Annotated in this window: 19 protein-coding genes; 8 read left to right on the forward strand and 11 right to left on the reverse strand. The window is 63.8% G+C overall.

The window, feature by feature from the left end; genetic code table 11:
* Positions 1 to 42 precede the first annotated feature (42 nt).
* From ACDA63_RS04775 to ACDA63_RS04785, 3 genes are all read right to left on the reverse strand, one after another.
* The gene (locus tag ACDA63_RS04775) at positions 43 to 951 is read right to left on the reverse strand and encodes a hypothetical protein (RefSeq protein WP_373662042.1); all 909 of its coding nucleotides are present in this window, start codon (positions 949 to 951) and stop codon (positions 43 to 45) included.
* A gap of 122 nt (positions 952 to 1,073) precedes the next feature.
* Positions 1,074 to 1,346: an oxidative damage protection protein gene (locus ACDA63_RS04780; protein WP_373662043.1), complete on the reverse strand. Its 273-nt coding sequence runs from the start codon at positions 1,344 to 1,346 to the stop codon at positions 1,074 to 1,076.
* A gap of 31 nt (positions 1,347 to 1,377) precedes the next feature.
* The gene (locus tag ACDA63_RS04785) at positions 1,378 to 2,157 is read right to left on the reverse strand and encodes a 3-hydroxybutyrate dehydrogenase (RefSeq protein WP_373662044.1); all 780 of its coding nucleotides are present in this window, start codon (positions 2,155 to 2,157) and stop codon (positions 1,378 to 1,380) included.
* Positions 2,158 to 2,290: 133 nt separating this feature from the next.
* Here ACDA63_RS04785 and aroE point away from each other — a divergent pair, with 133 nt between their 5' ends.
* From aroE to ACDA63_RS04820, 7 genes are all read left to right on the forward strand, one after another.
* Positions 2,291 to 3,115 (forward strand): shikimate dehydrogenase, encoded by an 825-nt coding sequence (gene aroE, locus ACDA63_RS04790; RefSeq protein WP_373662045.1) that lies wholly within the window; start codon positions 2,291 to 2,293, stop codon positions 3,113 to 3,115.
* 9 nt (positions 3,116 to 3,124) lie between these two features.
* The gene (gene rsmB, locus ACDA63_RS04795; protein ID WP_373662047.1) at positions 3,125 to 4,477 is read left to right on the forward strand and encodes a 16S rRNA (cytosine(967)-C(5))-methyltransferase RsmB; all 1,353 of its coding nucleotides are present in this window, start codon (positions 3,125 to 3,127) and stop codon (positions 4,475 to 4,477) included.
* Positions 4,437 to 5,057, forward strand: coding sequence for a DUF4390 domain-containing protein (locus ACDA63_RS04800; protein WP_373662048.1), 621 nt, complete (start codon positions 4,437 to 4,439; stop codon positions 5,055 to 5,057). Before rsmB ends, ACDA63_RS04800 begins: the two co-directional genes overlap by 41 nt.
* Positions 5,057 to 7,189 carry an ATP-binding protein gene (locus ACDA63_RS04805; RefSeq protein ID WP_373662049.1) on the forward strand — a complete coding sequence of 711 codons (2,133 nt, stop codon included), beginning with the start codon at positions 5,057 to 5,059 and terminating at the stop codon, positions 7,187 to 7,189. The genes ACDA63_RS04800 and ACDA63_RS04805 overlap by 1 nt, the downstream gene beginning before the upstream one ends.
* A gap of 23 nt (positions 7,190 to 7,212) precedes the next feature.
* Positions 7,213 to 8,451: a sigma-54-dependent transcriptional regulator gene (locus tag ACDA63_RS04810; RefSeq protein ID WP_373662050.1), complete on the forward strand. Its 1,239-nt coding sequence runs from the start codon at positions 7,213 to 7,215 to the stop codon at positions 8,449 to 8,451.
* Between the two features lie 273 nt (positions 8,452 to 8,724).
* Positions 8,725 to 9,654, forward strand: coding sequence for a tRNA 2-thiocytidine(32) synthetase TtcA (gene ttcA / locus ACDA63_RS04815; protein WP_373662051.1), 930 nt, complete (start codon positions 8,725 to 8,727; stop codon positions 9,652 to 9,654).
* Between the two features lie 45 nt (positions 9,655 to 9,699).
* Positions 9,700 to 10,587, forward strand: a complete 888-nt coding sequence (locus ACDA63_RS04820) for an FHA domain-containing protein (RefSeq protein ID WP_373662052.1) — start codon at positions 9,700 to 9,702, stop codon at positions 10,585 to 10,587.
* A gap of 71 nt (positions 10,588 to 10,658) precedes the next feature.
* Here ACDA63_RS04820 and hprK read toward each other — a convergent pair whose 3' ends face one another.
* From hprK to ACDA63_RS04860, 8 genes are all read right to left on the reverse strand, one after another.
* Positions 10,659 to 11,603: an HPr(Ser) kinase/phosphatase gene (gene hprK / locus ACDA63_RS04825; protein ID WP_373662053.1), complete on the reverse strand. Its 945-nt coding sequence runs from the start codon at positions 11,601 to 11,603 to the stop codon at positions 10,659 to 10,661.
* Positions 11,572 to 12,057: a PTS sugar transporter subunit IIA gene (locus ACDA63_RS04830; protein ID WP_373662054.1), complete on the reverse strand. Its 486-nt coding sequence runs from the start codon at positions 12,055 to 12,057 to the stop codon at positions 11,572 to 11,574. The genes hprK and ACDA63_RS04830 overlap by 32 nt, the downstream gene beginning before the upstream one ends.
* A gap of 308 nt (positions 12,058 to 12,365) precedes the next feature.
* Positions 12,366 to 12,683 (reverse strand): ribosome hibernation-promoting factor, HPF/YfiA family, encoded by a 318-nt coding sequence (hpf, locus tag ACDA63_RS04835; RefSeq protein ID WP_373662055.1) that lies wholly within the window; start codon positions 12,681 to 12,683, stop codon positions 12,366 to 12,368.
* A 14-nt stretch (positions 12,684 to 12,697) separates the two neighbouring features.
* Positions 12,698 to 14,197, reverse strand: coding sequence for an RNA polymerase factor sigma-54 (locus ACDA63_RS04840; RefSeq protein WP_373662056.1), 1,500 nt, complete (start codon positions 14,195 to 14,197; stop codon positions 12,698 to 12,700).
* Between the two features lie 38 nt (positions 14,198 to 14,235).
* Complete coding sequence (gene lptB, locus ACDA63_RS04845) at positions 14,236 to 14,958, reverse strand: LPS export ABC transporter ATP-binding protein (protein ID WP_373662057.1); 723 nt, start codon at positions 14,956 to 14,958, stop codon at positions 14,236 to 14,238.
* Positions 14,939 to 15,394: a recombination regulator RecX gene (gene recX, locus ACDA63_RS04850; RefSeq protein WP_373662058.1), complete on the reverse strand. Its 456-nt coding sequence runs from the start codon at positions 15,392 to 15,394 to the stop codon at positions 14,939 to 14,941. The genes lptB and recX overlap by 20 nt, the downstream gene beginning before the upstream one ends.
* A gap of 20 nt (positions 15,395 to 15,414) precedes the next feature.
* Complete coding sequence (gene recA / locus ACDA63_RS04855; RefSeq protein WP_373662059.1) at positions 15,415 to 16,437, reverse strand: recombinase RecA; 1,023 nt, start codon at positions 16,435 to 16,437, stop codon at positions 15,415 to 15,417.
* 322 nt (positions 16,438 to 16,759) lie between these two features.
* A complete protein-coding gene (locus ACDA63_RS04860; protein ID WP_373662060.1) occupies positions 16,760 to 17,770 on the reverse strand; it encodes a LysR family transcriptional regulator in 1,011 nt (336 codons plus the stop codon).
* A 316-nt stretch (positions 17,771 to 18,086) separates the two neighbouring features.
* On the opposite strand from ACDA63_RS04860, the gene ACDA63_RS04865 reads away from it, so the two are divergent.
* Entirely contained in the window at positions 18,087 to 19,295 is a 1,209-nt protein-coding gene (locus ACDA63_RS04865) for an efflux RND transporter periplasmic adaptor subunit (protein ID WP_373662061.1), read from the forward strand.
* Positions 19,296 to 19,305 lie beyond the last annotated feature (10 nt).

A 19,305-nucleotide genomic window follows, 5' to 3' on the forward strand; every position in this document is an offset into this window, starting at 1 on the left:
GCGATGCGCCGTTCTTCGCGAGCGGCGCATGCATCGCCGCGCTCAGTGCGCGGAGGCCGGGCGCTGCGCGATCTCGGCCGAGAGATCGTCCCACCAGTATTTCTCGCTCAAGGGGGCGAGCGCAGACAGTTCCGGGTTGTCGAAGCGCAGCACGCGCCTGCCGGCAAGGCTGACGTTGCCCAGGACGAGCTTCTTGTAGGCCTGATAACGACGCTCGAACTCACCCGTGGCGACCAGCCGCATCAGCCCGTCGCGGATGCGTGCGGCCATGCGTTCGCCTTCGGGCGTGCGCGGCACGAAAAAGTACCGGGGCATCGGGTATTGCAGCATCAGGCCGCGTTCGACGGTCAGCCCCTTGATCTTGTCGCGATGCGCGAGCCATTCGGGTTCGATCTCGTTCACCCCACGCGAAAACAAATCGAAGCGGTGCGCACCGAGCATCTGGAACAGCCCTTCATAGTCTTCCGCCGTGACCACATTCAGACCTGCGCTGCGCAGCACTGTCACATCCGTCCACGTCGATGCCTGCCCGATCGAGAACGCCCGCAGATCCGCCAGCGTGCGCACCCTGTCGATACGCGCCTGCGTGTCCGGCATGATCAATAGCAGTCGATTGCCAAGCAGCCCCTTGTCGAGCGGGATGGGGATCGGCAGCAGCCGCTTTTCGAGTTCCAGATTGGTGGCGCGTGCAACGATGTTGACGCGCCCCTTGCCGGATTCCACTTCGGCCACTGCGCGCGGGAAGGTCATGGGCGCAGTGTAGGGGCGGGCCACATAGTCGCCGTACTTGTCGCGATTGGCGGCCAGTGCGGCTTCGAGCAATTGCCAGTAGTAGAGGTGTCGCTGGTCGCTGCCTGTTTCGGGCGGAGGGTAGATGAACGCGGCGGGCTGCGACGCATGGGCGGCAGCACAGCAGACAAGCAGGAGTGCAGCGAAGAGACGGCGCATCATGTTTCGGTGATGAGTGGCTCGCCGCTGCAACATAGGCGAGGCACTCGCCTCCAGGAATGCGTGCAAACCCCATTTCCGACGCGCGGTATCACATTGTTGCGATACCGCTCGCGCCAGGCGGACTACTTCGTCGGCGGCACGTAGCCGGCGGCAACATCGGCGCCCGCACCGAAGAAGTGGCGTTCCATCTGTTCGGCCAGGTACTTGCGGGCTTTCGGGTCCATCATGTTGAGCCGGTTTTCGTTGATCAGCATGGTCTGCTGACGTTGCCACTGAGCCCAGGCTTCCTTCGAGACGTTCTCGTACAGGCGCTTGCCCAGCTCACCCGGCATCGGCGGGAAGTCCAGGCCTTCGGCTTCGACGCCGAGCTTGATGCATTTGACGGTACGCGCCATGGCGTGATTCTCCTGTGATCAATCCGCCATTCTACTGCGCTGTCCAGCCGCCATCGACAGACATCAACGCACCGGTCACCGAGCGTGCGGCGTCCGATGCCAAGTAGCCCACCATCGCGGCGATCTCTTCGACCGTGACGAATCGCTTGGTCGGTTGCGCGGCCAGCAACACGTCGCGCTCGACTTGCTCGCGGGTGAGATTGCGCGCCTTCATGGTGTCGGGAATCTGGCGCTCCACGAGTGGCGTGCGCACGTAGCCGGGGCAGATGGCGTTGACGGTCACCCCGCTCTGGGCCAATTCCAGCGCGCACGACTTGGTAAAGCCGGCGATGCCGTGCTTGGCCGCCACGTAGGCGCTCTTGAAAGGTGAGGCAACCAGTGCGTGAGCGGAGGCAATGTTGATGATGCGTCCCCAGCCACGCTGGCGCATGCCCGGCACAGCGAGTCGGGTGGTGTGGAAAGCGGAGGACAGGTTGATCGCGATGATGTCGTTCCACTTGTCGAGCGGGAACTCGTCGACCGGCGCCACATGCTGGATGCCCGCATTGTTGACGAGGATGTCCACGCCTCCAAATTCGGCCTGCGCCAAGTCCATCATGGCCGCTATCTCGTCCGGCCTGCGCATGTCGGCGGGGTGATGCAGGGCACGCCCACCGTGGCTGCGGGCGGTGTTCAGCAGCGCATCGATGTGGTCCGCCTCGCCGAATCCGTTGAATACGATGTTGGCACCTTGTGCCGCCAGCGCTTCGGCAATGGCTTGGCCGATGCCGCTTGTCGACCCCGTGATGAGTGCGGTTTTTCCTTGGAGCATGTTCGGTTCTCCTTACGTGGGTGGGCGCACGTTGCCGCGTCGGACCCTGTTGCGCAATGCCTGTTTTCTCCAGTACCGCGCGGATTGGCGCCGCCAGACGGTAAAATCGCCGCTTGCTCAGGAAAAACACCGCATGACCGATCGTTACGCCGTAATCGGCAACCCCATCGCCCAAAGCAAATCGCCGCTCCTGCAGATGGCTTTCGCCCGTCAGACAGGGCAGGACATGAGTTACATCAGCCTGCTCGGGCCGCTCGACGGATTCGTGCCGACGGTGCGCGAATTCCAGCGCGCTGGCGGGCGCGGCATGAACGTCACCATGCCGTTCAAGCTTGAAGCCTTTGCATTGGCGGATGAACTGACGCCGCGCGCGCGCGCGGCCGGCGCCGTCAACACCCTCGTTTTCCGTGCGGACGGCTCGGTGTTGGGCGACAACACCGACGGTATCGGCATCGTGCGCGATATCAGCATTAATCTTGCCCGTCCGCTGGAAGGAGCGCGCGTGCTCATCGTCGGCGCGGGCGGTGCAGTGCGTGGCACGTTGTTGCCCGTGCTGGCCGCCAAGCCTCGCCAGGTCTTCATTGCCAACCGTACGGCTGCGCGTGCCGCCGAACTGGCCGCCGCGTTCGCGGACGACGCCGACGGGGTGCAACTGGAAGGCGGTGCGTTCGATGAAGCACGCGGTCATTTCGACATCATCATCAACGGCAGCGCATCCAGCATGAGCGACGATCTGCCGCCGTTGCTGCCCGAGGTGTGGGACGCCTCGACCCTCGCCTACGACATGGCATACAAAAGCGAGCCCACGCCCTTCATGCGCCACGCGCGTGAATGCGGTGTCCGGGAGTGCTCGGACGGCCTGGGCATGCTGGTTGAGCAGGGGGCCGAGAGCTTCTTCCTGTGGCGCGGCGTCCGCCCGGATACCGCCCCCGTGATTGCCGCGCTGCGCGTCGCGTAAGGAGCCTCAATGTCTGCTCCCGACCGTCGCCCCGCCCGTGCTGGGGGCAAGCCCCGGCCTCCTGCATTGCCTCCGCTGCCTCCCGACTCGCTGGCGGCCAGTCTGACTGCCGCCGCCGAAGCACTCGCCACCGTGCGCAGCGGCAGTGCGCTCAATGACGGCCTTGCCGGCCTGTGGCGGGCGCATCCCGAATTCGACGCGCGTGCGCGTGGCGCCGTCCAGGACATGCTGTTCGGCACCTTGCGAGACTACGGGCGGGGGGAGTGCATGGTGGGCGTGTTGATGCGCCAGCCGCTCACTGAACCGACCATCGACGCGCTGCTGAGAATCTGCCTGCATGAGCTTGAAGTGCGGCCGGATACCGCCCACACCCTTGTCGATCAAGCTGTCGAGGCTGCCGCGCGCATTGCGTGGGGAGGGCTTAAGGGGCTGGTCAATGCAGTGCTGCGCAATGCGCTGCGCCAATGGCCGCAATTGGTGTTCGAGTGCGAACGCAACGAACAGGCCCACTGGCGCCACCCGCAATGGTGGATCGATGCGCTGCGCCAAGGGCATCCGGACCATTGGCAAGCGGCGCTTATCTCGGGCAATCAACATCCGCCGATGAGTGTGCGGGTGAATCGGCGCCGCAGTTCGGTCGATGAAGCACAGGCCGCGCTGGGCGCCGCGGGCATCCAGACCCGGCGGCTGGGCGAAATGGGGCTTCTGCTCGAACATGCAGTGCCCGTGGCGCGTCTGCCGGGCTTCGCGGAAGGTCTGTTGTCGGTGCAGGATTGGGGCGCTCAACAAGCTGCCCGACTGCTCGACTTGCACGATGGGCAGCGCGTGCTGGATGCGTGCGCCGCGCCGGGCGGCAAGACGGCGCACATGCTGGAGTGTGCGGACATCAATGTCGTCGCCCTCGACGCCGATGCCCAGCGCGCACAGCGGGTATCCGATCAACTGACGCGACTGGGTCTGAGCGCCACGGTGCGGGCAGCGGACTGTCGCGACCCGGCCGCATGGTGGGACGGCCGGCCGTTCGATCGCATTCTGGTCGACGTGCCCTGTTCGGCTTCTGGCGTGGCACGTCGCCATCCGGACATCAAATGGTTGCGTAGATCAGACGATGTTGCGAATTTTGCAACCGTTCAGCGGGAAATCCTGAACGCACTTTGGCCCCTGCTGGCGCCAGGCGGCAAAATGCTTTATGTGACGTGTTCGGTCTTCCCGCAGGAGAACGGAGCACAAGTGGCACGCTTCGTCGAAGGACGGCCCGATTGCCGTCGGCTGCCATGGGCGGACGGAACGTTCGAACAACATTGGCTTCCCGCACCGGACCATGACGGTTTTTTCTTCGCGCTGCTCCAAAAGCTCGGCTGAGCGCCTGAATCCGTGGCTGGCCATGGCAATGGCCTGCCTCGTGGCGCTATTGCTCGTCCTGCCGCGCCCGTCGGCCGGTCAGGGGCGACCGACACTGGAGTTCATCTACACCGAAGTGGTGCCGTCCGAGTCGCAGTACGTGGTCAACGCTGCCGTGACCATGAGCGCCAACCCCCGCGTTGAAGAACTGGTCAACGCGGGCGTGGCGGTGCCGTTCGTGGCCGAATTCGTCCTCACCCGTTCGCGGTGGTACTGGTTCGACGAATCCATCGTCGAGCGCGTCATGGATTTCCGTCTTTCTTACCATGCGCTGACCCGTCAGTACCGGCTGACGGTGGGCAGTCTGCACCGTAGCTTCGACAGCTACGACGAGGCCCTTTCGGCGATGCTGTCGATCCGCAACTGGGCCGTGGTGGATCGCTCGCGCCTGCGGGGGGGCGAATCCTACGACGCCGCGCTGCGCTTCCGGCTCGATCTGAGCCAGTTGCCCAAACCGTTCCAGGTTGCCGCGCTCGGCAGTCGCGACCTCGACTTGTCCACCGGCTGGACAAACTGGACTTTCCTGGCCGCCTCACGCTGATGCGACGTCTGGTCATCATTACCTCGGCGCTGGGCGCGATCCTGCTGTTCCTGCTGGCGTCGGCGGGCGCCAACACCTCGCTGTTCGCGCACAACTATCCGCTGCTGTTGGGCGCCAATGGGCTGCTGGCGCTGGCGTTGGCGATCCTGGTCGGCGTCCAGGTGCGCGTGCTGTGGCGCGAATACCGCGAACGCCAATTCGGTTCGCGGCTCAAGCTCAAGCTGATGGCGATGTTCGTACTGCTGGCCGTCGTGCCCGGCAGCATCATCTACTTGGTGTCGGTGCAGTTTGCCGTGCGCTCGATCGAGTCCTGGTACAACGTGCGCGTCGACACGGCGCTCGAATCCGGCCTGACGCTCGGCCGCAGTGCGCTCGACGCGCTGCTCGATCAATTGGCCGATCGGGCACGAGACGAGGCTTTCGAACTGGGCGACCAGGGGGGCACCCCGAGCTTGCCAGCGTTGTCGCGCGCTCGCGACCGCATGAGTGCTGATTCGGCCACCATCCTGTCGGCCACCGGCCACGTGCTGCTGTCGACGGGCGACCATTACGGCAGCCTTGTGCCAGACGTGCCCTCCGCCAATCAACTGCGGCAGGCGCGTGCCTCGCGAGGCTGGAAGGCCGTCGAAAGCGATGGCGCCGACGGCCTGGTGCTGCGCGTGGTGATCCCGATTCCGAGCCGCCACTTCACGGCCGATCCGCCGCTACTGCAAGTGATGTCGGCCGTGCCCGAAGGCCTGGCTCGCAGCGCCGAGAGCATCCAGAACCTGCACCAGGAATACCAGGAACTCCTGCAGGCGCGCCAAGGGCTCAAGCGCATCTACCTGATCACGCTTACGCTGGCTTTGCTGCTGGCGATGTTCACCGCCATGGCGATCGCGTTCGTGTTCGCGCGCGCCTTGTCCGCACCATTGTCGATCCTGGCCGAAGGCACGCAGGCCGTGGCGCAGGGGGACTTTTCTCCGCGCCAGGCCCTGCCGGCACGCGATGAGCTGGGGGTGCTGACACAGAGCTTCAATCGCATGACGCGTCAGTTGCAGGACGCGCGCGAGCTTGCCGACAAGAACCGCGCAGCGGTCGATACCGCGCGGGCCTACCTGGAAGGCGTGCTGACCAATCTTTCTGCCGGCGTGCTGGCATTTGCGCTCGACGGAACCCTGCGCGCGGCCAATCGAGGTGCATTGGTGGCGCTGCGGGACGAACTCGCGGGCTACGAATCCGTTCCGCTCAAGGATTGGTCCACCCACATTCAATTCCGTGATGCCGTGCTGGCAGGCTTCGCCGAGAACGAAGGCGACTGGCATCGCCAGATCGAGATCGAGCACGAAGGTGGGCACAAGCAGACGCTGTTGCTGCACGGCTCGCGTTTGCCGGAAGGCTCCAACGGCGGCTTCGTGGTCGTGTTCGACGATATCTCGGAACTCATTTCGGCCCAACGCAACGCCGCATGGGCAGAAGTCGCTCGCCGCCTCGCGCACGAAATCAAAAACCCGCTCACTCCAATCCAGCTTGCCGCGGAACGGCTGGAGCACAAGCTGTCGGATCAGTTGGCCGAGCCCGAGCGCGCCATGCTGGCGCGTTCGACACAGACCATCGTCAATCAGGTCGAGGCGATGAAGAACCTCGTCAATGGCTTCCGCGATTACGCGCGCCTGCCGCTGCCGACGCTCGCGGCGCTCGACCTCAACGAGCTGATCCGCGAAGTGCTGGTGCTCTACGAGAGCAGCCGCTGCCCGATCCACGCCGATCTGACGCCGGGGCTCCCTACCGTGCAGGCCGATTCCAGCCAATTGCGGCAAGTCATCCACAACCTCCTTCAGAACGCGCAGGACTCGGTGCAGGACATTGCCGACCCGCACATCGAAGTCGTCACGCGATGGGACGGCAAGCGAGTGGAACTGTTGATCGCGGATAACGGACCCGGCTTTCCTCCGGCTATCCTCTCTCGCGCCTTCGAGCCTTACGTCACCACCAAGAGTCGCGGCTCCGGCCTTGGTCTGGCCATCGTCAAGAAGATCGTGGAAGAGCATCGCGGCGACATCGCGCTGTCCAATCGCCCCGAAGGGGGCGCCCAGGTCAAAGTCCGGTTGATTTCCGGTGAAGGAACGGTCGCTACAGTAGTAGCAAAATAACAACAGTCTGCTAGTCTCTGCGCATGGCAAAAATTCTGGTTGTTGATGACGAAATCGGTATCCGCGAATTGCTGCGGGAGATCCTCGCCGATGAAGGTCACGATGTCGTTCTGGCTGAAAACGCGGCGAGCGCCCGTCATGCGCGGCAGGCGGGCAAGCCCGACCTTGTCCTGCTCGATATCTGGATGCCCGATACCGACGGCGTCACGCTGCTCAAGGAGTGGGCCGCCAACGGTTCGCTGACCATGCCTGTCGTGATGATGTCCGGCCACGGCACCATCGACACCGCCGTCGAAGCCATCCGTTTTGGCGCCATGGATTTCCTCGAAAAACCCATCGCGCTGCAAAAGCTGCTCGCCACCGTCAAGCGGGGCCTGCAGCGTCAGCCGCCCAAGGCGCGTGCGCACCTGACGCTGGCTGCGTTCAGCCGCTCCGGTCCGCTGCGCGATCTGCGCAAGCGCCTCGACCAGATTCTCGACAAGTCGCGCGTACTCACCCTTCGCGTCGGTGCCGGTTCGATCGCCGAACTGTGCGCACGCAGCCTGCAAGCCGCCGGCAGTCCGTGGCTCGATCTCGGCACGCTGACCATGCCGATCGAAATCCAGGCGCTTGAAAGCGCGCGGGGCGGCCTGCTGTTCATCGAAGAGCTTTCGCAATTGTCGCGCGCGCAGCAGAAGAACCTTGCCTTCGCGCTGGATCGGCTCGACCGCTACGAATTGCGCCTGGTGGCTGCCTCCAATCGCGCTGCGGAAGAACTGCTGGAGGAAGGGTGGGACCCGGTCGTTCTCAAGCGCTTGTTCGAAGTCTCGCTCGTCCCGCCGTCCCTGCTTGAACTGAAGGACGAGGTCCCGGAAATGGCGAGCCAGTTGCTGCTCCACCTGTCCGAAGCGGGCGAAGTGCCGCTGCGTACGCTGTCGACGGGTGGCCTCAACGCGCTGCGCAATTGCCCTTTCCCAGGTGGATTCGCCGAACTGAAGGCAGCCGTCAAATCGCTGGCGCTCGGAGCGCTGGACGAAACGATCAGCCCCGAAGAAGTCATCCGCCTCATGAACAAGGCGTCCACGGCAGCGCTGGCGTTGCCGCTGGATCTGCCGCTGCGCGAGGCGCGCGAGACCTTCGAGCGCTTGTACTTTGAGCATCATCTCCAGCTTGAATCCGGCAACATCACGCGGCTGGCCGAAAAGACCGGCCTCGAGCGTACGCACCTCTACCGCAAACTGAAGCAACTGGGCATTCCGTTGGGGCGGCGTTCGGAAGCCTGAGACTGCGTGGCGGCAGGCTTGCTGAGCCTCCGCCGCGTACGTCGTCACCACTCACACCACGTACGTCTCCAGGCAGGCGCGACCCGTCGCCCGGCCTCGATGGGAGCGGCCCTTTTGCACAATTGCACATTCCACGCCGGACCGCCGACGACGCCCGTCCGCGTCACACACCGCTACGTCGTTGGCTGCGTCACTTGGGCGCTTTGTTGACGAGAAAATGGGCCCCGGTGCGTATAATTTTGTCGGTTCAGATCTTTGGCAAAAGTTGGTCGCGTGGAATCCCAGACATTGACCGCTCACAAGACAGTGGCGGAACTTTCGAATTCGGTTGAGCGCCTGCGCAAGTGGCTGTTGCGTCGGGTCGGCCAGGCCATCAGCCAGTACGACATGATCTCCGACGGCGACGTCGTGATGGTCTGCTGCTCGGGCGGCAAGGATTCATTTACGCTGCTGACGCTGCTGCTGGCACTGCGCGAGCGCGCTCCGATCGATTTCCGCATCGTGGCGATGAATCTTGACCAGAAGCAGCCGGGATTTCCAGACCACGTCCTGCCCGATTACTTCGACTCGATCGGCGTCGAATACAAGATCGTCACGGAAGACACCTATTCGATCGTCAAGGAAAAGATCCCCGAGGGGAAGACGACCTGCTCGCTGTGCTCGCGCCTGCGTCGCGGCATCATCTATCGCACGGCCCGCGAACTCGGCGCGACGCGCATCGCGCTCGGCCACCATCGTGAAGACATGGTCGAGACGATGTTCCTGAACATGTTCTTCGGTGGCAAGCTCAAGGCCATGCCGCCCAAGCTGGTGAGCGACGATGGTCAGCACGTGGTGATCCGCCCGTTGGCGCTGTGCCCGGAAGCGGACATCGCCAAATTCTCGCGTGCGATGAACTACCCGATCATCCCGTGCAACCTGTGCGGCTCGCAAGAAAACGCGCAGCGCAAGCAGATCAAGGCCATGCTCGCGGACTGGGAGCGTCAATGGCCGGGCCGCGTGGAATCGATCCACACTGCCCTTCAGAACATAGTGCCCAGTCACATGGCCGATGGCAGTCTTTTCGATTTCAAGGGCCTCACACGCGATACGACCGTTGCCGAAGGGGACACGGTGTTCGACCCACCGGAGGTGGGCGACATCGCGCGGCAGGCGCCGGCGCAGCCGGTGGCGTGGATGCCTTGGGAACCGCAGTCGCAGTAACAGATAAATCACTACAACAGCTGGACCGACAGCTAGCGAGACAACATGACGTCGAGCGCCGAAAACTGCGTATTGGTCGCCGAGATCATCGGCGACGGACCTCTCGTCCAGAAGCTCGGGCAAGTGGAGGCAAACCGGGCAATAGAACGCTGCCTGGCGAGAGCGGAGCGCTCCATCTCGGGCAACAGCGGAACGATCGTTTCTTCACAAGGCAGGCGATTGGTGGCGACCTTCGCCGACAGTGAAGACGCCGTGCTCGCCGCGCAGGACATCCGCCAGCGCGTGGCCCAGTTGCCGCCGGTGTCCGGCGTGCTGCTCTCGGTGCGCAGCGGCATTCATGCGGATGCGGAAGGCGCGGGCGCGTTGATCGACGGCGCCGTCTCCGGCGACATCCTGCTCAGCTCGGCATCTGCAGAGGGCCTGCCCGACACCTTGCGCACCGTGCTCAATGAATACGGCGGCCCGCGCCCGATCGCCGCCCCCGAAGGCGTTGTTTTCCAGTTCAGGGCAGGCGCACAGACCTTGCGCGAGACCACGCGCCAACCAGCATCGCCGCCGCCACAACGGTCGGCGGTGAATACAGCGCCCAAGGTCGCGCCCGGGCGTGGTCGGATGATGCTGCGTCATCAAGGCAGCAGTTTCATCATCAGCGAGTCGCACCCAGTCTTGCTGGCCGGGCGCGAAGAAGGCAACGACGTCGTGGTGGTCGATCGTCGTGCATCGCGCCAGCACGCGCGCATCGAATGGCGCGCCGGGCGCTACATGCTCGTCGACAGCAGCACCAACGGCACGTATCTCGTCGATGGCAGCGGGACTGAAACCATCCTGCGTCGCACCGAGTGTGAACTGCCTGCGACCGGGCGGATCGGATTCGGCTATTCGCCGCAGGAACTGGGTGTCGAGATGGCCATGTTCGACATCGGGCAGCGCTGAAGCTGCGTCGCTTCCATCGCAAACAAAAGGGCGCCCGCGGCGCCCTTTTTCATGCGTTCGCTCAGGGATGCTCAGTAATCGAGCTGGTCGTCCTGATCGATGGCGCTGCGCTGGCGCGCAACGAACTCCTGCGTGGAGTCGATGCCGCGCAATTGCAGGATCGTGTTGCGCACGGCCGCTTCGAGCAACACGGCGAGGTTTCGACCGGCCGCCACGGGCAGCACCACGCGGCGGACGGAAACGCCGAGCACCTCTTGCGCCTCGTCGTCGAGTGGCAGGCGCAAGGGCTCATCGTGTCCCGGGTTGCGTCGTTGCAGATGGACGATGAGCTTCAGCTTCATCTTCCGGCGACACGCCGTTTCGCCAAAGATCGTCCGGATATTGAGAATGCCCAGGCCGCGTACTTCGAGGAAGTCCTTGAGCATCTCCGGGCAGCGGCCTTCCAGCACGCCGGCGGCCACCCGGGAGATTTCGACCACGTCATCGGCAACCAGCCCATGGCCGCGCGAAATGAGTTCGAGGGCGAGTTCCGACTTGCCCGCACCGGAGTCGCCGGTGATCAGCACGCCGACGCCGAGCACGTCCATGAACACGCCGTGGAGCGACACGCGTTCGGCAAGCTTGCGGGCGAGATATCCGCGCAGCACATCGATCACGCGGGCCGATTCGACCGGTGAAGCCAGCAACGGCACCCCGGCTTCTTCACAGTGGCGGCGGATGAGGTCGGGAACCTCGCAATCGTCGGCGACGATGATGCCCGGCGGCGACGCGGCCAGGATGCCGAGCAGATGATGTTCGAGCTTGTCGCGTGCCTGTCGGCGCGCCCAGGCGAATTCGGTTTCTCCCATCACCTGCAGGCGATTGGGGTGAATCAGGTTCAGGTGGCCGACCAGGTCGGCCGGCCAGGCCCGGTTGTCGAGAATGGTGAGATGCGTGTCCAGCCTGCCCGCCACATGGCGGAGGCGCAGCGCGGCGCGATTGGCCTCAAATAGCTGCGCGACGCTCGTTCGCCGCATTCGCGTTCCAGTCGTTGAACAACTGCTGGACGGCAGCAGCATCCGGAGCCGCGATCAGGTCATCGCGGAAAGTGCGATCGCTGAACATCTGCGCCAGTTCGGACAGCAGCCGCAGGTGCGACTCATTGGCCTGTTCCGGCACCAGCATGAAGAAAATCAGATTGACCGGCTTGCCGTCCGGCGCGTCGAAACCGATGGGTTCGACGGTGCGGAAGAAGGCGCCGCGCGATTCCTTCAGGCCCTTGATGCGGCCATGCGGAATGGCGATGCCCTGACCCAGACCGGTCGAGCCGAGTTTTTCGCGCTGCGTCAGAGCATTGTTGATGGTCTTGGCCGACAACCCATGCTCGGTCTCGAACAGTCGTGCAGCCAATTCGAACAGCACGGACTTGCTGGCGGCCTGAACGTCGACGGCGATGTTGGCCAGCGGCAGGATGTTGGAGATGAGGTTCATGCAAATGAGACAGCAGGTTGCCAGTATTGTGCCAGTAAACGATTAATCGCTTGTGCCGCCTTGTTTCACAGGTGGGACTCACGCCATCGCGAATGGTTTGGCAAGACTCCTGAAGAATCCGAAACGTTACACCAAGCGCGGATGGTACAGCGATTATGGGTACGAAAGCACCACCCGTAGTGAGAACCTTTTCGCGGTTCGATCACAAGGCCCGGATGATGGGACGATTTGACGTGTTGCAGTGCGGGGGAGCGGCGGGAAGTGCCCCGCCCGGGGGCCCGGGCGGAGGATGGCTCAATCAGCGCCGGTCAGCTTTCGATGTGCTTGATCGAATCGCGGGTGTGGTCGTTCTGCTTCTCCTTGTACTTGACCATCTGGCGATCGAGCTTGTCGACCAGGGCATCGATGGCGGCGTACAGATCGTCATCGGTGCTTTCCACGAACAGGTCCTTGCCAGGGACGCGCACCGTGACTTCAGCCTTCTGCTTGAGCTTTTCAACAGAGAGGGTCACTTGTGTAGCCGTCACGTGATCGTAGTGGCGGACCACCCGATCAAGCTTGCCCGTGACATAGTCGCGCAGGGCAGGGGTCACCTCAACGTGATGGCCGGTGATATTCAGGTTCATGATCTTCTCCTCTCTTAGATCGATTTGCGCTGACTGACCGGCGGGATATTGAGTGATTCGCGGTACTTGGCAATGGTACGGCGAGCCACCACGATACCCTGCTGGCCCAACATTTCGGCAATCTTCGCGTCGGACAACGGTTTTTTGCCGTCCTCGGCGCCGACCAGCTGGCGAATGAGCGCTCTGATCGCCGTCGCTGAACACGCGCCACCGGTATCAGTGGACACGTGGCTACCGAAAAAGTACTTCAATTCGAAGATCCCGCGCGCGCTTGCCATGTATTTTTGCGTTGTGACGCGCGAAACCGTCGATTCGTGCAGTTCAAGCTCTTCGGCGATCTCGCGCAGCGTCAGCGGACGCATGGCGACTTCCCCGTAGTCGAAGAACTGGCGCTGGCGGTCCACGATCGCCTGCGATACACGAAGGATCGTATCGAAACGCTGCTGCACGTTCTTGATCAGCCACTTGGCTTCCTGCAATTGCCCCGACAGTGAGCTGCTCATGCCCCGGTTCTGCTGGAGAATGTCAGCATACACGCGATGGATGCGCAGTTTGGGCATCGCCTCGGGATTGAGGCTCACCGTCCACGCGTTGCGCACCTTTTTCACCACCACGTCCGGGATGATGTAGCGCGTGTCGGTCACGGCGTACTGCGCGCCGGGCCGAGGATTCAGGCTGCAGATCAGGTCCTGCGCGGCGCGCAGTCCGTCGTCCGAGCATCCCAGCCTGCGCTTGAGCTTGGTGAAGTCGCGCGACGCGAGCAGCTCAAGGTTGCCATCGACGACGGCCAGCGCAAGGTCGCGCGTTCCGCCGGCCGGCAGGGCCTTGAGTTGCAGGGTCAGACATTCTTGCAGGTTGCGCGCACCGACGCCGGTCGGGTCGAGGTTCTGCACGTGCCGCATGGCGATGATCAGCTCTTCGGGCTCGACTTCCCACTCTTCCGGGATCAAGGGCAGCAGATCTTCCAGCGGTTGGGTCAGATAGCCATCGTCGTCGAGCGATTCGATCACCAGCCGCACGAGTGCGCGGTCGCGATCGGACAACTGCATCAGTGCGACCTGGCTGGTCAGGTGATCGTTCAGTGAGGTTTCGGCGGCCTGGAATTCCTGGAAGTCGGCATCGTCGTCATCATTGTTTGATTTGCCGCTGCCGGCCTCCGAGCGCCATTCGGCCGCTTCGCCGATGTCGTCGTCCGATACCGAATCGTAGGCTTCGGAGATGTTCTCGGGCATCGCCGGCTCGGGCGCCTCGAAGTCTTCTTCGGCCGCTGCCGTCGCGGTGTGCTCCGGGATGGCGACTTCCTCCGGCGGCGCTGCCTCGGCGGCCGATGCGATCTCCGCAGCCGAGGGCGTTTCGTTGTCGTCCTCGCGTTCGAGCATCGGATTGTCGAGCAGCATGCGCTCGATCTCCTGGTTCAACTCGAGCGTCGACAACTGCAGCAGCCGGATCGACTGCTGCAACTGGGGCGTGAGAGCCAGTTGTTGAGAAAGGCGCAGTTGCAGCGAAGGTTTCATCTTGTTCTGTCGAGTGGGCTTCGGCTCGAATACGTCGTTCAGAGCCTGAAATGTTCTCCCAGGTACACCTGCCGCACCTGGTCGTTCTGCACGATCTCGTGCGGTTGGCCTGCAGCCAGGACTTCGCCTGAGTTGATGATGCAGGCGTGGTCGCAGATACCCAGTGTTTCGCGCACGTTGTGGTCGGTGATCAGCACGCCGATGCCACGCGCCTTCAGGTATCCGATGATCTTCTGGATATCCAGCACCGCGATCGGGTCGACGCCGGCGAACGGTTCGTCGAGCAGGATCAGGCGCGGCTGCGTGGCCAGCGCGCGCGCGATTTCGACGCGGCGGCGCTCGCCACCCGACAGGGACATTGCCGTGGCGTCGCGCAGATGGCCGATGTTCAGCTCATCGAGCAGTTCGTCCAGCCGCTTGGCAACGGCGGCCTTCGAGAGCTTCTGCAGCTCGAGCACCGCCATGATGTTCTCGGCCACCGTCAGCTTGCGGAATACCGAGTTCTCTTGCGGCAGGTACGACAGGCCCATGCGCGAACGCTTATGCATGGGCAGGTGCGTCAGGTCGGTGGCGTCCAGGTGGATGGTGCCGCCATTGGCCTTGACCAGCCCGACGATCATGTAGAAACACGTGGTCTTGCCCGCGCCGTTGGGGCCGAGCAGACCCACGACTTCGCCGCTGCCGACCTGGAAGGACACGTGCTTGACGACGGTTCGCGCCTTGTAGCGCTTGGACAGTCCGTCAACTCTCAGCAGACTCATCGAAGGGTTCTTTCAACAGCTTGCGAATGATATCGACCGGGAACCCCCGGCCCTGAAGGAAGCGCGCCTGCTTCGCCCATTCGCGTGCATCAGCGGGCGCCGCGGCGAATTTTTTCTGCCACACCGCGCGGGCGCGGCTCATTTCGTCATCGGGCAGGGCCTCGGCCAGCGCCTCTTCTGCCATGTCGGGGCTCACACCCCGTTCGGCAAGCTCACGACGCAAACGGGCCGAACCGACGCGACCCGAGCGCGAACGCACATAGCTTTCGGCAAAGCGCTCATCGGATTGCAGGCCGGTTTCGCTCATGCGGTCGAGAACGGCTTCGACGTCGTCACCCTCCTGTGCGCGCGAGTTGAGCTTGCGCCGCAGTTCGGAGCGCGAATGCTCGCGCGTGGCGAGCAATCGCAAGGCATGGGATTTCAGATCGCCCGCCATGCCGTCCTCCGTTGCCGGATTTACTCGGCCGCCTCGGCTGCCGGCGCACCCATCTCGGCGATGCCAAGGGCCGCGCGCACCTTGTTTTCGATCTCGCGCGCGGTGTCGGGATTGGCACGCAGGAATTCGCGCGCGTTGTCCTTGCCCTGACCGATCTTCTCGCCGTTGTAGGCATACCAGGCACCCGACTTTTCGACGATGCGATTGTTCACGCCCAGCTCGATGATTTCGCCTTCGCGCGAAATGCCTTCGCCATAGAGAATGTCGAAGTTGGCCTCGCGGAAGGGGGGCGAGACCTTGTTCTTGACGACCTTCACGCGGGTTTCCGAACCGATCACCTCGTCCGACTTCTTGATCGTGCCCGTGCGGCGGATGTCCAGGCGCACCGACGCGTAGAACTTCAGCGCATTGCCGCCGGTAGTGGTTTCGGGGTTGCCGAACATCACGCCGATCTTCATGCGGATCTGGTTGATGAAAATGACCAGCGTATTGGTGCGCTTGATGTTGGCGGTCAGCTTGCGCAGCGCCTGGCTCATCAGGCGGGCTTGCAGGCCCGGCAACTGGTCGCCCATTTCGCCTTCGATTTCGGCCTTCGGCGTGAGCGCCGCTACCGAGTCGATGACGATGATGTCCACGCCGCCCGAACGGACCAGCATGTCGGCGATTTCCAGCGCCTGCTCACCTGTGTCCGGCTGCGAGATGAGCAGATCGGCCACGTTCACGCCCAGCTTGGCCGCGTAGCTCGTATCAAGGGCATGCTCCGCGTCGATGAACGCTGCCGTGCCGCCCAGCTTTTGCATTTCGGCGATGACTTGCAGCGTCAGCGTGGTCTTGCCGGACGATTCCGGGCCATAGATTTCGACCACGCGGCCGCGCGGCAGGCCGCCGATGCCCAGCGCGATGTCCAGCCCCAGCGAGCCGGTCGAGACGGCCTGGATGTCCTCTTGCTGCCCGTCGCCCAGGCGCATGATCGAACCCTTGCCGAACTGCTTCTCGATTTGAGCCAATGCGGCGGCGAGGGCTTTCGCCTTGTTGTCGTCCATTCTGTGTGTTCCCCGTAGTGATTGCGCCAAATTATGGCATAGACCTTGCGTGTGACGGCGACTTCTCCGCGACCGAAGGTCGTCGTTGGCGACATGGAGCATCACCGCCTCCAGTCGCTCGTGTCACCGGTCATTGCAGTACCGCGCGAGGAGGAAAATTCCTGTTGCCGCGCGCACTTGTGTCAGCTCACAACACTTGTTGCGCTGTTCGCCGACGATGCTCAACGGGCCGTGCAATTCGTCCCGGATGTTTTTCCTCCATACGCCCCCTTTCTGCCTTGTGCGGAGCGGGGGCGTCCTCGTTTGTGGGCCGTGCCCGTGTTCAGAACATCGCCTCGGCCAGCTTGTATTCCTCTTCGATGACCGAGCGCAGCGTATTCGGGCCCGGGCGGCCCGCCGCGTTGCAGTCGATGTCCGGCCGGCAGCCGGAAAGCAGAGGGCAACCGCTGAACAGTTCGGCGACCCAATCCACGAACGCCCGCACCTTGGGCGACAGATGGCGGTTGTGCTGGTAGACCACCGAGATCGGCATCGGCGAAGGCTGCAGACTGGCCAGCACGCGCTTGAGGGCGCCGGAGGCGAGGTGTTCCATCACCATGTAGCCGGGCGCCTGGATCAGCCCGAATCCCTGCAGTCCACAGGTCAGGTAGGCGTCGGCGTCGTTCACCGACACGCAGCCGCGCATCTTCACCTCGGTGCTTTCGCCATCGACCACGAACTCCCATTCGATCGTGCGCCCCGTCCGCCCCGAAAAGTAGTGCACCGAATGGTGGTTGAGCTGCAGGTCTTCCAGGTCGCGCGGCTCGCCGAAGCGTTCAAGGTAGGCAGGAGCGGCGCAGGTCAGGCACTGGAAGGTGCCGATGCGACGCGCCACCAGTGATGAGTCCTGCAAATCGCCGACGCGGATCACGCAATCCACCGCCTCGCGGACCATGTCGACCGGGCGATCGCTCATGCCGATCACCAGTTCGACCTCCGGATTGCGGCTGTGGAAGTCGCACAGGCTAGGAATCAGGATACGGCGCCCGATCGATGGCGGCACATCGATGCGCAGCCGTCCGCGTGGCACGCGAGCCACGTCGCGGAAGGCTGCCTCGGCGTCTTCGAGATCGGCCAGGATACGCTGGCAGCGCTCGTAGTACGCCGCGCCATCCGTGGTCAGCGAGAGCTTGCGCGTGGTGCGATTGAGAAGCCGCACCTGGAGATGCTTTTCCAGGTTCTGGATGGTCGTGGTGACCGTCGTACGCGGCAAGCCGAGGCTGTCGGCGGCCTGCGTGAAGCTGTTGGCGTCCACGACGCGCGTAAAGACCTGCATGGCCTGGAAGCGATCCATACGACCTCCCGATCGATCTGTGATGCGGCAAATACCGTAGTGCGCAGTCTAGACCTGATTGTTCGGAATAGACAAACAGTATTGCCGCGCCAAGCCTGTTTATCCCGACCGGGCAAACATTCATGATGCACTGCATCCCGACAACAACAGGCCTCTGCCCCGTGTCCGCACAACCCGCTGTCCGCCGCGTCTTTCTGCATCCGGCCGTTCGTGCCGTGCGGCTGGCTGCGTGTTGGCGGGGCTGAACACCGCCGAGGGATGGCGCCCGCCGGCGCCGCGTCGCAATCCCATAAACCCCAGGGGAACCATCATGCCCATGTCCCGTACCCGTTTCGCCCTCATCGCCACCGCCGTACCCGTCATCCTCGTCGCCGGTGGTCTGTTTGCGCTGGGCGTTCATGCCGATGCCGGCAAGAGCGTCGCGCCTGCCGGGCCGCCCGCGGCCGCCGTCGATGTCGCCACCGTGGTGACGCGCAGCATCACCGACTGGCAAAGCTATTCCGGGCGGCTCGAAGCCGTCGACCGCGTAGAGATTCGCCCACTTGTATCGGGCACGCTGACTGCCGTGCACTTCAAGGACGGGGCACGGGTCGCCAAGGGGGACCTGCTGTTCACCATCGATCCGCGGCCATATGCGGCCGAGGTCGACCGTGCGCGCGCCCAGTTGGCGGCCGCCGAAGCTCGCGCCGCCTACACCGCCAGCGACCTGGCGCGCGGCCAGCGGCTGCTGACCGAAAACGCCATTGCGCGCCGCGACTTCGAAGAAAAGCAGAACGCCGCGCGCGAAGCGTCCGCCAACTTGCAGGCCGCGCAGGCCGCACTCGAAGCGGCCCGGCTCAATCTCGAATACACCCGCATCACGGCGCCCGTGGCGGGCCGCGTTTCGCGGGCAGAAGTCACCGTCGGCAACGTGGTCGCGGCCGGCGCATCGTCGGCGCCGCTGACCACGGTGGTCAGCGTGGCGCATATGTATGCATCGTTCGACGTCGACGAGCAGAGCTTCCTCAAGTACATCAACCCGGGGCGTGCGCAGACCGAACGACAGGTGCCGGTGTACCTCGGGCTGGCGAACGAAGAGGGCTACTCGCGCCAGGGGCGCATCAGTTCGGTCGACAACCGGCTCGACACGTCGTCGGGCACGATCCGCGTGCGCGCCGAATTCGACAACCCGGACGGCATGCTCGTACCCGGCCTGTATGCGCGCATCCGTCTTGGCGGCGGAGCGCCGCGCGACGCCGTGCTGATCGACGAGAAGGCCATCGGCACCGATCAGGACAAGCGCTTCGTGCTGGTGGTGGATGGCAGCAATCGCGCCAACTACCGCGAAGTCCACCTGGGTGCCACGCAGGGCGACATGCGCGTGGTCGAGGCGGGTCTCAATCCGGGCGAGCGCATCGTTGTGAACGGACTGCAACGCACGCGACCGGGCGAGCCCGTGTCGCCGCACGATGTTTCGATGAGCGACGCGGCCAGCGGAGGTCAGCCGCAGCCGGCCGCCGGCAAGATCATCCGCGCTTCGAACTGAACGGGGGGAT

The organism is Uliginosibacterium sp. sgz301328, from assembly GCF_041807905.1.
Classification (GTDB): Bacteria; Pseudomonadota; Gammaproteobacteria; order Burkholderiales; family Rhodocyclaceae; genus JBGVSA01.

Coding starts and splice junctions, on each gene's coding strand:
- ACDA63_RS04775 (WP_373662042.1), bottom strand. CDS start 951: ATGATGCGCCGTCTCTTCGCTGCACTCCTGCTTGTCTGCTGTGCTGCC.
- ACDA63_RS04780 (WP_373662043.1), bottom strand. CDS start 1,346: ATGGCGCGTACCGTCAAATGCATCAAGCTCGGCGTCGAAGCCGAAGGC.
- ACDA63_RS04785 (WP_373662044.1), bottom strand. CDS start 2,157: ATGCTCCAAGGAAAAACCGCACTCATCACGGGGTCGACAAGCGGCATC.
- aroE (WP_373662045.1), top strand. CDS start 2,291: ATGACCGATCGTTACGCCGTAATCGGCAACCCCATCGCCCAAAGCAAA.
- rsmB (WP_373662047.1), top strand. CDS start 3,125: ATGTCTGCTCCCGACCGTCGCCCCGCCCGTGCTGGGGGCAAGCCCCGG.
- ACDA63_RS04800 (WP_373662048.1), top strand. CDS start 4,437: ATGACGGTTTTTTCTTCGCGCTGCTCCAAAAGCTCGGCTGAGCGCCTG.
- ACDA63_RS04805 (WP_373662049.1), top strand. CDS start 5,057: ATGCGACGTCTGGTCATCATTACCTCGGCGCTGGGCGCGATCCTGCTG.
- ACDA63_RS04810 (WP_373662050.1), top strand. CDS start 7,213: ATGGCAAAAATTCTGGTTGTTGATGACGAAATCGGTATCCGCGAATTG.
- ACDA63_RS04820 (WP_373662052.1), top strand. CDS start 9,700: ATGACGTCGAGCGCCGAAAACTGCGTATTGGTCGCCGAGATCATCGGC.
- hprK (WP_373662053.1), bottom strand. CDS start 11,603: ATGCGGCGAACGAGCGTCGCGCAGCTATTTGAGGCCAATCGCGCCGCG.
- ACDA63_RS04830 (WP_373662054.1), bottom strand. CDS start 12,057: ATGAACCTCATCTCCAACATCCTGCCGCTGGCCAACATCGCCGTCGAC.
- hpf (WP_373662055.1), bottom strand. CDS start 12,683: ATGAACCTGAATATCACCGGCCATCACGTTGAGGTGACCCCTGCCCTG.
- ACDA63_RS04840 (WP_373662056.1), bottom strand. CDS start 14,197: ATGAAACCTTCGCTGCAACTGCGCCTTTCTCAACAACTGGCTCTCACG.
- lptB (WP_373662057.1), bottom strand. CDS start 14,958: ATGAGTCTGCTGAGAGTTGACGGACTGTCCAAGCGCTACAAGGCGCGA.
- recX (WP_373662058.1), bottom strand. CDS start 15,394: ATGGCGGGCGATCTGAAATCCCATGCCTTGCGATTGCTCGCCACGCGC.
- recA (WP_373662059.1), bottom strand. CDS start 16,437: ATGGACGACAACAAGGCGAAAGCCCTCGCCGCCGCATTGGCTCAAATC.
- ACDA63_RS04860 (WP_373662060.1), bottom strand. CDS start 17,770: ATGGATCGCTTCCAGGCCATGCAGGTCTTTACGCGCGTCGTGGACGCC.
- ACDA63_RS04865 (WP_373662061.1), top strand. CDS start 18,087: ATGTCCCGTACCCGTTTCGCCCTCATCGCCACCGCCGTACCCGTCATC.